18 protein-coding genes are annotated in these 13,477 nt (G+C 66.6%); 4 read left to right on the top strand and 14 right to left on the bottom strand.

Translation table 11 applies throughout. The features are described from left to right. Positions 1–7: 7 nt before the first annotated feature. From IRT45_RS22770 to IRT45_RS22755, 4 genes are all read right to left on the bottom strand, one after another. Positions 8–871 (bottom strand): ABC transporter permease, encoded by an 864-nt coding sequence (locus IRT45_RS22770; protein ID WP_194807862.1) that lies wholly within the window; start codon positions 869–871, stop codon positions 8–10. A 1-nt stretch (position 872) separates the two neighbouring features. Beyond that, positions 873–1,691, bottom strand: a complete 819-nt coding sequence (locus tag IRT45_RS22765) for an ABC transporter permease (RefSeq protein ID WP_228534803.1) — start codon at positions 1,689–1,691, stop codon at positions 873–875. Positions 1,692–1,993: 302 nt separating this feature from the next. Beyond that, complete coding sequence (locus IRT45_RS22760) at positions 1,994–2,185, bottom strand: hypothetical protein (protein ID WP_194807860.1); 192 nt, start codon at positions 2,183–2,185, stop codon at positions 1,994–1,996. Between the two features lie 2 nt (positions 2,186–2,187). Then, the gene (locus IRT45_RS22755; RefSeq protein ID WP_106955070.1) at positions 2,188–2,412 is read right to left on the bottom strand and encodes a hypothetical protein; all 225 of its coding nucleotides are present in this window, start codon (positions 2,410–2,412) and stop codon (positions 2,188–2,190) included. Between the two features lie 466 nt (positions 2,413–2,878). Here IRT45_RS22755 and IRT45_RS22750 point away from each other — a divergent pair, with 466 nt between their 5' ends. Further along, on the top strand, positions 2,879–3,127 hold the full coding sequence (locus IRT45_RS22750) for a hypothetical protein (protein ID WP_194807859.1): 249 nt from the start codon (positions 2,879–2,881) through the stop codon (positions 3,125–3,127). A 34-nt stretch (positions 3,128–3,161) separates the two neighbouring features. Here IRT45_RS22750 and IRT45_RS22745 read toward each other — a convergent pair whose 3' ends face one another. From IRT45_RS22745 to IRT45_RS22720, 6 genes are read right to left on the bottom strand one after another with little or no spacing between them, the layout of a single operon-like run. Next, positions 3,162–3,401: a ferredoxin gene (locus tag IRT45_RS22745; RefSeq protein ID WP_194807858.1), complete on the bottom strand. Its 240-nt coding sequence runs from the start codon at positions 3,399–3,401 to the stop codon at positions 3,162–3,164. Continuing rightward, positions 3,392–4,486, bottom strand: a complete 1,095-nt coding sequence (locus IRT45_RS22740) for an NADH-ubiquinone oxidoreductase-F iron-sulfur binding region domain-containing protein (RefSeq protein WP_194807857.1) — start codon at positions 4,484–4,486, stop codon at positions 3,392–3,394. The genes IRT45_RS22745 and IRT45_RS22740 overlap by 10 nt, the downstream gene beginning before the upstream one ends. Beyond that, positions 4,483–5,049, bottom strand: coding sequence for a ferric reductase-like transmembrane domain-containing protein (locus tag IRT45_RS22735; protein WP_194807856.1), 567 nt, complete (start codon positions 5,047–5,049; stop codon positions 4,483–4,485). The genes IRT45_RS22740 and IRT45_RS22735 overlap by 4 nt, the downstream gene beginning before the upstream one ends. Next, a complete protein-coding gene (locus tag IRT45_RS22730; RefSeq protein WP_194807855.1) occupies positions 5,046–6,026 on the bottom strand; it encodes an FAD:protein FMN transferase in 981 nt (326 codons plus the stop codon). The genes IRT45_RS22735 and IRT45_RS22730 overlap by 4 nt, the downstream gene beginning before the upstream one ends. Beyond that, the gene (locus IRT45_RS22725; protein ID WP_194807854.1) at positions 6,023–6,325 is read right to left on the bottom strand and encodes a hypothetical protein; all 303 of its coding nucleotides are present in this window, start codon (positions 6,323–6,325) and stop codon (positions 6,023–6,025) included. Before IRT45_RS22725 ends, IRT45_RS22730 begins: the two co-directional genes overlap by 4 nt. A 52-nt stretch (positions 6,326–6,377) precedes the next feature. Next, a complete protein-coding gene (locus IRT45_RS22720) occupies positions 6,378–7,601 on the bottom strand; it encodes an oxygenase MpaB family protein (RefSeq protein WP_194807853.1) in 1,224 nt (407 codons plus the stop codon). Between the two features lie 135 nt (positions 7,602–7,736). Between IRT45_RS22720 and IRT45_RS22715 the strand changes: the two genes are divergently transcribed. Then, on the top strand, positions 7,737–8,441 hold the full coding sequence (locus IRT45_RS22715; protein WP_063001875.1) for a TetR/AcrR family transcriptional regulator: 705 nt from the start codon (positions 7,737–7,739) through the stop codon (positions 8,439–8,441). 469 nt (positions 8,442–8,910) lie between these two features. Here IRT45_RS22715 and IRT45_RS22710 read toward each other — a convergent pair whose 3' ends face one another. Beyond that, positions 8,911–9,750, bottom strand: a complete 840-nt coding sequence (locus IRT45_RS22710; protein ID WP_194807851.1) for an enoyl-CoA hydratase/isomerase family protein — start codon at positions 9,748–9,750, stop codon at positions 8,911–8,913. A gap of 97 nt (positions 9,751–9,847) precedes the next feature. Here IRT45_RS22710 and IRT45_RS22705 point away from each other — a divergent pair, with 97 nt between their 5' ends. After that, a complete protein-coding gene (locus tag IRT45_RS22705) occupies positions 9,848–10,207 on the top strand; it encodes a helix-turn-helix domain-containing protein (RefSeq protein ID WP_194807850.1) in 360 nt (119 codons plus the stop codon). A gap of 65 nt (positions 10,208–10,272) precedes the next feature. Here IRT45_RS22705 and IRT45_RS38065 read toward each other — a convergent pair whose 3' ends face one another. Together IRT45_RS38065 and IRT45_RS22695 are read right to left on the bottom strand one after the other, a co-directional pair. Continuing rightward, a complete protein-coding gene (locus tag IRT45_RS38065; protein ID WP_375540139.1) occupies positions 10,273–10,815 on the bottom strand; it encodes a recombinase family protein in 543 nt (180 codons plus the stop codon). Positions 10,816–10,951: 136 nt separating this feature from the next. After that, positions 10,952–11,515 carry a TetR/AcrR family transcriptional regulator gene (locus tag IRT45_RS22695; RefSeq protein WP_194807849.1) on the bottom strand — a complete coding sequence of 188 codons (564 nt, stop codon included), beginning with the start codon at positions 11,513–11,515 and terminating at the stop codon, positions 10,952–10,954. Between the two features lie 105 nt (positions 11,516–11,620). Here IRT45_RS22695 and IRT45_RS22690 point away from each other — a divergent pair, with 105 nt between their 5' ends. Further along, positions 11,621–12,544: an NmrA/HSCARG family protein gene (locus IRT45_RS22690; protein ID WP_194807848.1), complete on the top strand. Its 924-nt coding sequence runs from the start codon at positions 11,621–11,623 to the stop codon at positions 12,542–12,544. Between the two features lie 310 nt (positions 12,545–12,854). Here IRT45_RS22690 and IRT45_RS22685 read toward each other — a convergent pair whose 3' ends face one another. Continuing rightward, positions 12,855–13,055 carry an SCP2 sterol-binding domain-containing protein gene (locus IRT45_RS22685; protein ID WP_194807847.1) on the bottom strand — a complete coding sequence of 67 codons (201 nt, stop codon included), beginning with the start codon at positions 13,053–13,055 and terminating at the stop codon, positions 12,855–12,857. Positions 13,056–13,477 lie beyond the last annotated feature (422 nt).

Here is a 13,477-nt window from a genome sequence, read left to right as displayed (position 1 = left end):
ACGACACCTATCCTGAGATCCGGAATCCGGGGTCGATACCCCAGATCGCCAGGGTGAGAAAGAGATTCGCGAACACCATCACGACGATCACCATCTTGATCGCCCGCCCGGCCGCCACTCCGACTCCCTCCGGCCCGCCGCTGGCGACATAGCCGTAGTAGCACTGGATGAAGGTGGCGAGCAGTGTGAAGAGCACGACCTTCAGCAGCGAATAGAAGACGTCCGGCCCGATCAGGAACTGGAAGAAGTAGTGGTCGTAGGTCCCCGCGGTGGTGCCGCCGAGGAACAGCACCGTGAGTTTGGTGGTCAGATAGGCGGCGGCCAGACCGACGCTGTAGAGCGGGACGATCGTCACCGTCGCCGCGATCATCCGGGTGCTGACCAGGTAGGGCAGCGGCCGGATCGCGCACGATTCCAGCGCGTCGATCTCCTCGGAGATCCGCATCGAACCCAGCTGCGCGGTGAACCGGCAGCCCGATTGAATCGCGAAGGCCAGGGTCGCCAGGATGGGCGCCAATTCCCGGGTGGTCGCGAAACCGGCGATGGCGCCGGTCAGTGGGCTCATGGTCAGGAGGTTCAACGCCGTGAACGACTCCATTCCGACGATGATCCCGCCGAACGAACACAGGATGAAGACGACGCCGATGGTGCCGCCACCGACGATCAGCGACCCGTTACCCCAGCTCACATCGGCCGTCAGCCGGGCGAGTTCCTTCCGATAGTGCTTGACCACGAACGGGATCGCGGCCAGCGCCTGGAAGAAGGTGATGGCCTGATGCCCGAGGCGCTGGTTCGCGTGCACCGGGGCCAGCGCCGCATGTCCGACGGCGCGCAGCGGCCGGGCCGCGGGCGGCGTGTAGGAACTGGCCATCTCAGCCGACCTTCGTCGGGAGCAAGGTATTCGACAGCTGGGTGAGAATGATGTTGGTAGCGAACAACATCAGCGCGGAGCTGACCACCGCGGAGTTCACCGAATTCGCGACACCGGCCGGTCCGCCGCTGGTGTGCAGACCCACATCGCAGGCGATGATCGCCGTGAGCGCGCCGAAGATCGCGGCCTTCGTCAGGGCGATCAACAGATCGCTGGCGACCGCGAACGACGCGAACGATCCGATGAACGATCCGGGAGTGCCGGATTGGGCGTACACGTTGAACATGTACGCCGTCGCGAATCCGACGAAAACGATGAAGCCGCAGAGCAATACGCTCACCAGTACCGCCGCGGCCAGCCGCGGAGCGACCAGCCGGCGCACCGGATCGACACCCATCACCCGCATGGCGTCGATCTCCTCGCGGATCGTCCGCGATCCGAGGTCGGCACAGATCGCCGAACCCACCGCACCGGCGATCATCAGCGCCGAGACCAGCGGCGCGCCCTGACGGATGATCCCCAGTGCGGCAACCGAACCGATGAACGTCGTCGCGCCCACCTGGTTCACCAGCGCACCGACCTCGATGGACACCACGACGGCGATCGGAATGGCCACGAATACCGTCGGCGCGGCCGAGACATTGGCCATGAAGGCGCACTGCCTGATGAATTCCTGGTACGGAAACCGGCGCTGGATCATCGCGACGAAGAGCTGAACGAACGCCTCCCGCCCCAGCGCGACCTGTCGGCCGAGGGTTTCCAGCGAACGTTGCGGATGCCGGCGCCAGAGGCCGCCGGCCGCCTCGACAAGTCGCTGCAGTTCGCCCTCGTCGGCGGTCCGCCAGGGCGGAGCCGGCGGATCCGGCCGATCGGAGACTCGAGTCGACGTCACAGCGGTCGTTCCTTTCTCACGCTCACCGCTTGTCGCGGGCAGCCGCAACGAAGCTGCCGGGCGGTGAGCGTGTGAAGTGTTACACACCGATTCGGTGCGACACAAGATAGTAAGTTATCGACTGTTCTCGCATTGCCGAATCGGATCGATGCGATATTGCACGAGTTTCCGCCCGCGCGACCAGCCACTAAGTTATGGAATATTCCGTCTTCAGACGGATGCTACCCGGTTCATTCGGGGAGATTCTCCAGGTAGTGCTGCAGCAGCACCAACAGCGCCCCGAGCAGTGCGATCCCGGCGCCCACCGCGCACAACACCGCGACCCACAGGCCGAATCGGAGAACAGGATTGACCTTGATTCGCCCACCGAGGATCTTGACGCCGATCACCAAGATGTCGATGAGCCACACCAGCGCCATCATGACTAGGTCATGCAGACGTTCGAGAAGGTGAGCACGGGCCAGCACACGATCGATCCCAGGAAGGATATGACCACGTCGATGCCGTGCATCTGCTTCAGGTGCGAGGTGTGCGTCAGGGTCCAGATCACCCCGATGATGCCGTAGGGCACGGCGAGAATGATGAGCGTCCCGAGGAATTCGGACACCTTCATCTCGTAGCTCAAGAGCCGATCGAGTCGCTTCAGCATTGCGACGCAAGTCCTTTCACCCATCGGCCGGATATCCGGTGCACGCACCTCCCGCACGCACCGGATACGGGCACCCTCGCCCGCTGGCCGCGGTCCCCCGGTGATCCGGGAGCCCGCAGATGCGTATGTTACTGGAAATTCACGTTTTGTGAAGTCATCGCGCGGAACTGGCAGGACGGCGAATAGTCCGTGCTCATATGTCAAGGCGGTACCGACCCGCAAAGCCGGGCGTTGGTCGGAAGTTATCGGAAATTCCTGCACATCCGCAGCCATAGGGATTAACATGAGAGTGTGCCGCCGACCGTCGGACTCTGAACTGCCCACGGGTGTGACCGCGACGGACCCGGCACGACCGGTGCGTGAGCCCGGCGGTATCGCAGGGGGATCGCCGGTCTCTGCAGCGGATCCCGGCCGGCTCGATTGTCGTTCACCGACACCGCCGGGTCCACCGAATCGAAGGATCACCGTGACCAGCGAAACCATCCATCTGGACGGCGCATCCGGGCGGCGCAGTATCGCCGCTGTCCGGTCGCGCGAAATTCTCAACTACTTCGGCAAATGTCAGGCCTGCGGCTACCCGGCACAGGCCGTGCTGCGCACCACGCTCTACAGCGACGGCACGATCACCGATGCGGTCATCGCGACCTGCGCCTCACCGTGCGGTTGGTCCGGCACGTCGGCGCCCACGGTGATGACGGCACACGCGGAACTCTGATCTCGAATGCGCTGGGCGCCAGCGTATCTACTCGTCAGCGGACCGGTGGCGCGACCCAGCGCAGGGCCGCGGCCGGGCAGAGTTTGATCGCCTCGATCGCGAGCGCGGCGTCCGGCTCGGAATCGGTGAGGACGGGATAACCCCACTCGTCCGGAACTATCTTCTCCGGCAGCACCTGCGCACAGATGCCGTGGCCGGTACAGGCGATGCGATCGACCGCCAGGACGCCGGACGGGGGCCGGCCGATACCGAGGGCTCGAGCTGTCAGGGACACGATCCATCCTTGTTGTGGGCCGAAAAGCGTTCTCTCCCGAGGCTTTCGACGAGAAGCGATGTGCCGAACACGTCCAGGGCGGAAGCCAGGAACCGGGCCACGCCGTCGGGAAACCGGCACGCACCCCGCCCCGGAACACGGGCGAGCCTGCGCAGGAGCCGCTCGGCGGTCTCGGCCGGGGCTCGCCGCTCGAGCAGATCGCTCAGATCGTCACGCAGCGCGGGCAAACCGAACATGCACGGGCCGCACTGGCCGGCGGATTCTCCCGCCGCATAGGTCAGCGCGGACAGCACCACCTGCCACGGATCGCTGCCGGCGGCCAGGACACGAAAAGTGCCGACCCCGGTCCCGAGTCCGAACGGCGCCAGAGCCGATCGCGACCACAGCGTATGTCGCGCCTCGGCGGGCAGGAATCCGCCGCTCAGACCGTTCACCCACAGCGCCTGCGGAGAGGTGGTGAGACCGCCTGCCCGATCCAGGATTTCGGAGACGGGCAGCCCCGCCTCCGCGGCATGGACTCCGGGGTCGCGGACACCGTCGGCAACCGTCACCAGCCGCGGGCCCGGCTCGTCGGCAGTGCCGTAGGAGCGGAACCAGCCCGGCCCGTATTCCGCGAGCTGCTGAATCCGCCACACCGTTTCGACGTTGAGTACCAGTGTCGGCGCGAGTCGTCGCCCGCGCGGGTCCCGGCCGCCGCCTGTGATCGGTTCGAACCGCATCACCGGTCGCGCCGGACCGCCGTGCGCCAGCCGGACCAACGCCGACTCCTCCGACGACACATACCGCCGGGGCACCGCGAGGGTGTCGACCCCCGCCGCCTCCAGCACGGCCAGCGTCCGCGAACCCCGGTGCGCGGCCACCCGCACCCGCTGCGCCGTAACGCGCCGGGCGCCGTCGAGCACCTCGGGCAGATGGTGCGCGACGACCCATGCGTCCTTGGCCGAATCCCATTCCCCGTCACAGGCATTGACGATCAACTCGGCCCGGTGGCGGGCGGCGAGTTCGAGTTTGGCGGCGGTGGGAAAGTTCGCCCCGCCGCGGCCGCGCAGCCCCGCGGCCGCCAGCAACTCCGGCAGTCCGGTCACGTCCACTCCTGAGAAGCGATGTCCGAGCGGCGATGTCGATCCGCGTCGGGCAGGGCCCAGCGCCACACCGCGCCGATCGCCAGCGCCACACCGCAGGCGACGGTGACGGCGGACAGCGCCGGATCCTGTGCCGAGGCCATCGTCAGTCCGTGCACGACCGCCAGCGGCGCCATCGCGTAGGCGAGCAGGTGCACCGCACGCCATATCCGGGTCGGCAGCCGGTGGCGCAGCAGGGACGTCGCGAGGACGGCCAGCAGGATATCCAGGGCGAGGGTGCCCAGCGCGACCCATTGCCGCTCGTAGCCGGCCGTGAACGGCACCACCGTCGACAGCCATCCGAGAGGGACGTACGTATCGACCGTCGCGGTCACGATGTGCGCGGCCAGGAAGACGATCGTGCCCAGGGCCAGCGTGCGATGCAGCCCCATCGCCACGGCCGATACCGCGAGCCGGGGGCGCACCCGCGCGGCCGTGAACATCCCGAGCAGCGCGACCAGGGTCAGCAGCACGAGGCTGACCACCCCGGCGGCGCGCGAGACGTACCACAGCCACGGACTGGTCATGACACGTGCCGCTTCCGCGCCGCGGTCGGGGCGGGCCACCCCGGAGTCGTCACCACCTCGTGGTCGACGGTCATCAGGCAGGCGGGCACGCCGCGATCGGTCAGCCATCGCGGCGCCTGATCGTCGAGGATGATCGCGGCCGTCGAGGCCGCATTGGCCTGCACCGCATCGGGTCCCGCGCAGGTGACCTGCGCCCACCGCGTCCGGGCGGACCGGCCGGTGCGCGGGTCGATGATGTGATGGCGGCGAATGCCGCCGCGCACCCACGTGCGCAGCCGCGTCGACGAGGTCGCGAACGCCTGCCCGGTCGAGGTGACGACCTGCACCACGGCGTCGTTCCAGTCCCGCACCCCGATGGACCAGCCCTGCGGCGGGACGGTGCCCGCGACGGCGATGTCGCCACCCAGATTCACCAGATAGCCACCGGGCCCGGTCCCGGCCAGTTCGGCGGCGATCGTATCCGCCGCCCACGCCTTCGCACTCGCGCCCAGATCCAGCACGGTTCCCGCGGGCAGCGCCACCTCCCATCGCTGCTCGTCGAAGATCATGTGCCGCAGGGGAATCGAGATCCGATCGGGTGCGGGCGAGCCCACGTCACCGCGGGCGCGCACCACATCCAGATCGTCGTCGTAGCCGCAGGCGATCAGCGCCGCCCCCAGGGAGGCCGAGACCAACCCCGAGGTCAAGCGCTGGGTGCGCGTCGCCGCCCGCAGACACGCACCGAGGGTCGTGCCGACCGGGATGCGCAACTGCTCCGAACGACCCGCTCGGGCCGCATCGGCACTGCGCGAATTGATCTGCGCGAGTTCGGAATCCGCGCGAAAGCGCGAGGCGGCACGATCGAGGTCGTCCAGCCGCGCGCGGACCAGGCCGGTCGCGCGAGCCAGCTCCCGGGCATCGGTGCAGACGACCACGACCGATGTCCCGATCGCCGGAAACGTCTCCGAGGCCACCGCCGCGCCTCGCGCGGTACTCATGACCCGGCGGTGTGCTCGTGCGGTTCGCTGTCGGAATTCTGCACCGGCGGCGTGGGCGTCCACTCCCCCGGCCGGCTGCTATCTGGTTGCGGCGCAGCAGAAGTCGGCACCGAGGCCGGAACGGCCGGGTGCCCCTCCACGGACACCCGCTGCGCGGTTTCCGCCGGTTTCGCCGCATGGCCGATGGTCCCGCCCTGCACCGCCAATTCCACGGCGAGTCCACCGACGGCGACCGTCGCGGCGACGAATATTCCCGTTGCACCGCGCCGGATTCGCGAGAGATTCGGGTTCGTTGTCATCTTTGTTCCACCTTCGCCTCCGAAGACCGCTGTCGCCCGCGAAGTCGGCGAATCACCGGTTGGTCTGCGGGATTTCGATGCTCAGCGGCATCCGCAGTTCGGCCATGTACCACAACACGAACTGCCGCAGGAATTCGTCGAACAGCCAGGTCGCGTCCGCGGTCGGCGGGATCACGCCCATCACGCCCTCGCGCACCGCGACGAACGGTCCCCAACTGAACTTCAGCAGCGGATCCCACACCGGCTCCCGCGCGATCCGCAGATCGTCGGCGATCTTGTCGCCCAGGATGAATCGGGTGAACGCGCCCAGGATGGGCTTGCTGAGCAGTGTCAGATCGATATCGAAGCCCAGGTCCAAGAGGTTGTGCGCAAGCGCGATCCCCTCCGGCGTCGCTTCGATGATCGGGTCCAGTTGCTGCTTGGCCTGGGCATCGGCCTGCTCCCACGTCGCGGGAATGTATTCGTCACGAATGCCGAGGAAGTGGCCGGCCAGCTGCCAGGTGTGCAGGTAACCCTCCGATTCGACCTGCGGGATCTGCAGATTCCAGGCCCGGAAGGTGCGCATGATGGTCGTGGCGAGGCTGTGCCAGGTGACCATCTTGTCGTCCTGGCTGATCGGCGTGTGCTCCTTCGGCCAATGCGGCGACTGCGGCAGCAGATGCCGGACCGCGGCATGGATGATGCGGGTCTTGACGCAGGTCACGATCATTTCGCCGCCAGGCTGGTAGGCGTTGACCGTGCCGATGTCGTAACCGAATTTCGCGGTCTTGGCGATGCGGTCCTTCAGATGCGAACCGCCCCGGGAGTAGTACACCGCGCGCGCCTCGTGCGGAATGACGTTCGCCATCATCCCGCTGGCGAAGGCGTAGAGCACACCCAGATACGTTCCGCGCTTCTTGTTGAATTCGAAGCCGGCTGCCATCTTGGCCTGGTCCGCCCACGACGGCAGCTGCCGCGCGTACTCCATGAAGTCGCGCATATTCTGCGGCAACCCGGCCGGAATCGGCTGATCGTTGTACACCCAGGTCCGCAGCAGATTGTTGATCCGCGGAATGTCCTGGTGGTCCATGACATCGGCGATCACCGGATCCGCCTCCGGATCCCACACGGTCAGCGGGTCGGCGCCGCCGCCACTGCCGACCACGGAACCGCTCGGCGACCACGTCCACGGATCCGCCCGCGCGGTCCGCGCCCCGAGTGCGAGCGCGCCCGCAGCGCCGATCAAACCACCGCCTGCTCGCAGGGCATCGCGCCTGCTGAGACCCAGTCCGTCCATGCTATTGTCCCTCTTCATTGAGAAGCAGATACAGAGATACAAACCCTGTTTCTGAGTATCTTGATGAGACCACACCGTGGTCGCGATCACAAGAAGTTGTCAGGATTTTCGAAACGAAGCGCGCGAGAGGACACCGTGAAGCTCGGATCACCGCCCTCGAAGGGTTCAGGGAACGGCACGTCACCACTCGAACGCGCGTACACCGACGCGGTCGACCGCGTCGACGAGGGTGACGACATCCGCTCGCGCATCCTCGACGCGGCGGTCGAACAGTTCGGCGCCCTCGGCGTCCGCCGCTCGACCATGGACGATGTGGCCCGGCGGGCCAATGTTTCCCGCATCACCGTGTACCGCCGTTTCGCGACGAAGGACGCCTTGGTCGAGCAGGTGATCGTGCGCGAATACCGGCGCTATTTCGACCAGTTCCTGGTCGACATCCGGCACGCGCGCACGGCAGCCGACCGGGTCGTCCTGGGTTTCGTCAGCTCATTGAAGGTGATCCGCAAGAACCCGATCATCGGCGGCCTGCTCGCCGCCGAACCTGACATGCTCGTCGGATCCATGATCGGCGATCAGGGCCATACCGTCGCCATGGTGCGCCGGTTCGTGGCCGACCAACTCCGCCGTGAGCAGCGCGCCGGCCATGTCGCCCAGGAGGTCGACGTCGATCTGGTGGCCGAGTTGATGGTGCGGATCTCCGCCTCCTATCTGGCGGTTCCCAGCCAGGTCATCGACCTCGACGACGACGATCAGGTAGCGGCCCTCGCCCGGCACTATCTCGTCCCGATGCTCGAGCCGCCCCTCGACCCCGGCGCGGACGCGCCCGCTACTGGGCGCTGATCCCCGCAGATCCGAGATCGAGTCGGTTGAGCAGGTTCTGGATCAGAACATAGGGATTCATCGTCGAAGCCTCCGTCTCCACTGTGAGATACCGGCCGCCGCGAGCGGTGCGAGCCCGACGGTCGGTCTCGCCTCTAGGCAGCTCAGAATATTGATTAACATACATAACTAAGCCCAGCGATGTCCACTCTTTCGGAGAAGAATGGAGAGCAACTTAGACGTGACGTGCAGGCTACCGGGAGGCGGCCGCGAGCCGGGAGGGGAGAGCAGGTGAGCGGTCACGATCGCATGCCCCGAGGAAGCCGAGCAACCGGCGCGCGACCGCGGAGTCCGCGGTGATACGGAGGATCAGCCGGGGCCGGGAACAACGCCGCCGACGAACTGCGTCGGAAGCTGTCCGACCCCCGCGAGATCGTTCGACTGCCCATTGCGAAGCCCCGACTACAACCCAACGTTGCTCGACGAGGCACTAACTGATCTTGTCGACGAGCGTCTCGAGACGACGTTCTCCGTCGCGGGTTTGGGCACCGGCGGCCAGGGCAGCCTTCGCGAGGCGGGCTGCGGCGGGCTCGGCGAACAGTTCGTTGAGGACCTCGTTGGCTTTTCGCAGGCCGTGCGTTGTCGACTCCGCCGCAGCGTCGATCGCTTCGGTCGCGGCGCGGGCAACGCCGGGCGGCAGAGCGGCGATGCGGGCGGCGAGGATATCGACGACGTAGTCGAGCTCGGCGTCCGGCACGGCCCGGTTCACCCATCCGATCCGTTCTGCGGTCGCGGCATCTATCAGGCGCCCGCCGAGGATGATCTCCAGGGCGCGGGCGCGGCCGACGAGACCGGTCAGGTATGCGGTGCCTCCCGCACCCGGGATGATTCCCAGGGCACACTCCATCTGCGCCATGCCGGCGTGCTCGAGCGATGCGAACCGCATGTCCATTGCGGACAGTAGTTCCGCGCCGCCGCCGCGTGCCAGCCCGCGCAGCTTGGCGATGGTGGTCTGTGGCAGCGACCGGATCCGTTCGTGGACTCGCATCATCGGGTTCAAGGACTGGTCTTGCTCGGGTGCGATGGGGAGTTCACCGAACGACGCGAGGTCGTCGGCGAACGTCATGTCGCCGTGTGCGACGAAGAAGTCCGGGTCCGCGCTGGCGAAAACGATCACCCGTATGTCGTCGTTGTCGGACATCGCGTCTGCGAACCGGTCCAGGTCCAGCATGAGGGCAGCGTTGAGCAGATTGACTGGGGGGTTGTCGATCTCGACGTGAGCCACGCCACTGGTGATGGCGACCTTGAGGGTCGCGTATGCGTCAATCATGATTCCTGTCTTCCCAGGTCGGATCGATAGGTATCCCATGTATATCTAGTAGTTCACATATACTGCAACGAAACCAGGTATCGCGAAGGAGACCGCCATGACCGGATCGGAGCTCAACGGCGACGGCCGTCGCCTGCTCGACCAGCTCTTCGACAAGTGGTCTTTGCTGGTACTGGAGGCATTGTGCGACCGCCCCCGGCGCTTCAACGAACTTCGTCAACGCCTGCCCGCCGTCACACCGAAGTCACTGACCGCGTGCCTGCGGCGACTGGAGCGCAATGGCATGGTCGAGCGAGTTGTCGTATCCACGGATCCGGTCGCGATCGAATACCGCATCACCCGCTTGGGCCGGACCCTTCAGCCCCCGGTGGAAGCCATGCTGGGATGGGCCGTCAATTACCTCGACGCGGTCGAAGCCGCTCGCTCCCACTACGACAGGCAACGCATGTGCAACTGACATTCCCTGGCACGTCGTCACGCGGGCCGGCGCCGGGACTACCGACCATCACGCCGAACCGCTCGCTACTGGAGAAAGTGGCGGTAGTCGTTCGTCCGGGAGTGGATGCCCAGGGCATCGGCGACGACCGGCGCCGGGGCCTGCAGCACGAGCCGGCGCAGCGCGGAGACGCGGCCGGTGATGGTGGGGGGACGCCGTTCTCGGCGGACTGCTTGCCGAGGGTCTCGGGGCGCAGTGTTGCAGGGCTTGGCGTTGGCAGGTCGCGCTGAAACTGGCCGACCGAGATCAGCACGTTGACCAGCATGGTGGTTGTCGCGTCGGTCGCAGACAGGTCCGTGATGCCCGACAGCGCCCCGGACAAGGACTCGCAGCTTCACCTGGTGTCGTCTGCACCAGTCGCGCACGGCGAGGATGTCGGCGAGGTCGCGGCACAGCCTGTACAGCTCGGATACGGTGAGCCGGTCACCAGACCGCGCGTATCCAGCGAGCTCGCGCACCTCTTCTGATCGTTGTCCCGGAACTGCTATCCGTTCACCCGCGTATCTGTCGGAAAACCCTGTCGTCAATCGGGAACGGATCGCAATGGATCGACTGCGCTGTTTCCGCATGATCCGGGCGACTCGCGGATCCCCTCGGCGGCATGTCGTCAAAGGACGGCCCCCGCTGTCGGACCCGGTCCGGGGCCAGCTTCGTGGGCAGGTTGACGCACTGGGCCAGGGCCGCGACGGTGCCGCGCACGAGTGCTCAGGTGCCGTTGGCCCCGAACCCTGCGACCGTGAGCCGGAATGCGCGGTCCGCCTGCATCGCCGGGTCGGTGTAATTCTCGGTGGCCAGGGCGATTCCGACGATCACGATGAGTAGGTCGTCGATGGTGACGTCCTCCCGGACAGCCTGGTCGTCAATGGCCCTGCGTAGTAGTAAGGCGCCGGCCGCGCCGATGGCTGCCGCACAGGAGTCCTGGGTGGCCTCGTCCTGGAGTGGCTGGTAGGAGAGGACGTCTGCCAGACCGCGTGCGGCGAGTGAGTAAGCGAGCAGCTCGCGCAGCCATTCCACCAGTGCGGAGCGGCTGTCGCGCTCGGCGCTGAGCGTATGAGCGCGATCACACAGAGCGTGGACGCGCTGCCTGAAAACGGCTTCTAGCAAGGCTTTGCGGGTGGGGAAGTGGCGCCGCACGGTGGCTGATCCGACGCCTGCGACGCGGGCGATCTGCTCCAAGGATGCCTGGGCTCCTTGGGCCGCCACCTCGGCCTCGGCCACGGCGAGGATGTGCGTGTAGTTGCGGCGGGCGTCCGAGCGCTGGCCAGTCATGATCTCTCCAATATTGATAAGTGGCGGGCCCCGCCGTATTGTAGCGAATACGAAACGGCGCGCCCCGCCGTTTGCAGGCTGCGTGACCACTGAGGAGATGTACACATGACAACTGCCGCAACACCGGTTCTCGTCACCGGTGCCACTGGCCGCCAAGGCGGTGCCACCGCCCGTGCCCTGCTCGCGCAGGGAACACCGGTGCGCGCCCTGGTGCGCGACCCGAGCACGCCGCGTGCACGGGCCGTCGAAGAACTCGGCGCCAGCCTGTTCGTGGGCGATCTCACCGAACCCGTGACCCTCGAGGCGGCCATGGACGGCGTGCGGGCCGTCTTCTCCGTGCAGATGCCCGCATACACCGAGCAGGGGTTCGACTTCGCCGGCGAGGTCAGCCAGGCGGACAACCTCATGACGACTGCGCGGGCGGCCGGTGTGGAGCAGTTCGTCCAGTCTTCCACCAGCGGCGTGGACCAGCACGTCGAGGCTCCCGGCTGGGCCGAAGGACGGTGGGCGATGATGGAAGCCCCGCTCGGCACGAAGGCCGCGATCCAGGACCGGCTGCGCGAACTCGACTTTCCCTACTGGACGTTGCTCAAGCCGTCGTTCTTCATGGAGAACTTCGAGCCGTCCATGCGGTTCTACTTCCCCCGCGGCGTCGAAGGGGGCCTGGTCACCGTTGTCAAACCGAGCACGCACCTGGCACTCGTAGCAGCCAAAGACGTGGGCCGAGCCGCGGCGGCTGCCCTGTCGGCCCCCGTCGAGTTCCACCGAGTGGAACTGGAGCTCGCCAGCGATTACCTGACCATGACCGAAATCGCCGAGACCCTCTCCCGCGCCCTGGGCGTCCCATTGACGGCCCCGGACATGACCGAAGAGCAGGCGCGCGCCGCCGGCATGGGAGACATGGGTGCCACGCACGAGTTCATGGAGGTGGTCGGCCAGCCGGCCCGGCCACAGTTCGCTCGTGCGCTGGGCATCGACCTGACCAGCTTCGAAGAGTGGGCGCACGAACACCTGCGGACCTCCGCCTGAGCAGGGACGTATGACGTCAGCCTGTCGCCGCGATCCTGGCCGTGTAGCCGGAGCTGACGCTGGAGTTTCGTTACAACGAGCCCCGACGCACAGCCGAATGTAACGAAACTCGGTGTGCCGCAACAGGACGCGGCAAAGTCGTCCCCCGGGCCTGCACCGGGCGGCTCGGACGCTACTCGTGTTCACAGGCATTGCGGGGTTTGAAGATGAGGCAGCCGGGTGCGCGTTTGTCGGCTCCGCTCATTTTGAGCATGCCACTATCTGCGGTAACTCCTAAGCGTGACTTTTCTCGTCGATGTTCCCGGACCCCCTAATCGCTCTCGGCGATGACGGTCGACAGCCCGTCGAGGAGTGCCCGCAGCACTGCTGGGTCGCCCGACAGCGAGAGGTGCCCGGCGGTCAGCGCTTCGGTGAGATCGATTTGTCGACCGCCGATTCCGAGCAGGGTCGCCGAATCGGTGTGCACCTGTGCGTCCGGCGCGGACTCTGCCGGACCCGGCACTGCCGTCACGGTCCCGTTGAACCACACCGACCCCGTCGCGGCGGCAGACCGGATCCGCCGTGACTGCCAGAACACCGCCTAACACAGCTGCCACCTTCCTGACGTCGTGCTGCTGTGCGCCCCTGGGCAAAAGCGGCCGGAGGACGGTGGACCGGAACAACGAGGCCCCTGTGGCCTCCGAGCGGCACTTTCGAGGGCTCTCATCGCGAGGTTTCCGCAGGAGTGCTGCCTACCCTGCACCCATGTCGCCGCCGGTGGGGCTGCTGAAGCGGGCGGTTATGGGGTGATCAAGGCGTTTCCGGTTGTGCAAGGCGCTGGACTCGATGGGATCGCTGTTCGAACAGCCGGACGACGGCAACGCGGTATGAGTTGTCGTAAAAGTGTCGTCAGAATGGACAAAGGCCCAGCAAATGCCGGGCCTTCTACCTGGT

This window comes from Nocardia sp. BSTN01, assembly GCF_015354405.1.
Taxonomy (GTDB): Bacteria; Actinomycetota; Actinomycetes; order Mycobacteriales; family Mycobacteriaceae; genus Nocardia.
The sequence above is the reverse complement of the archived record's forward strand: the minus strand, read 5'-3'. Positions and strand labels throughout refer to the sequence as shown.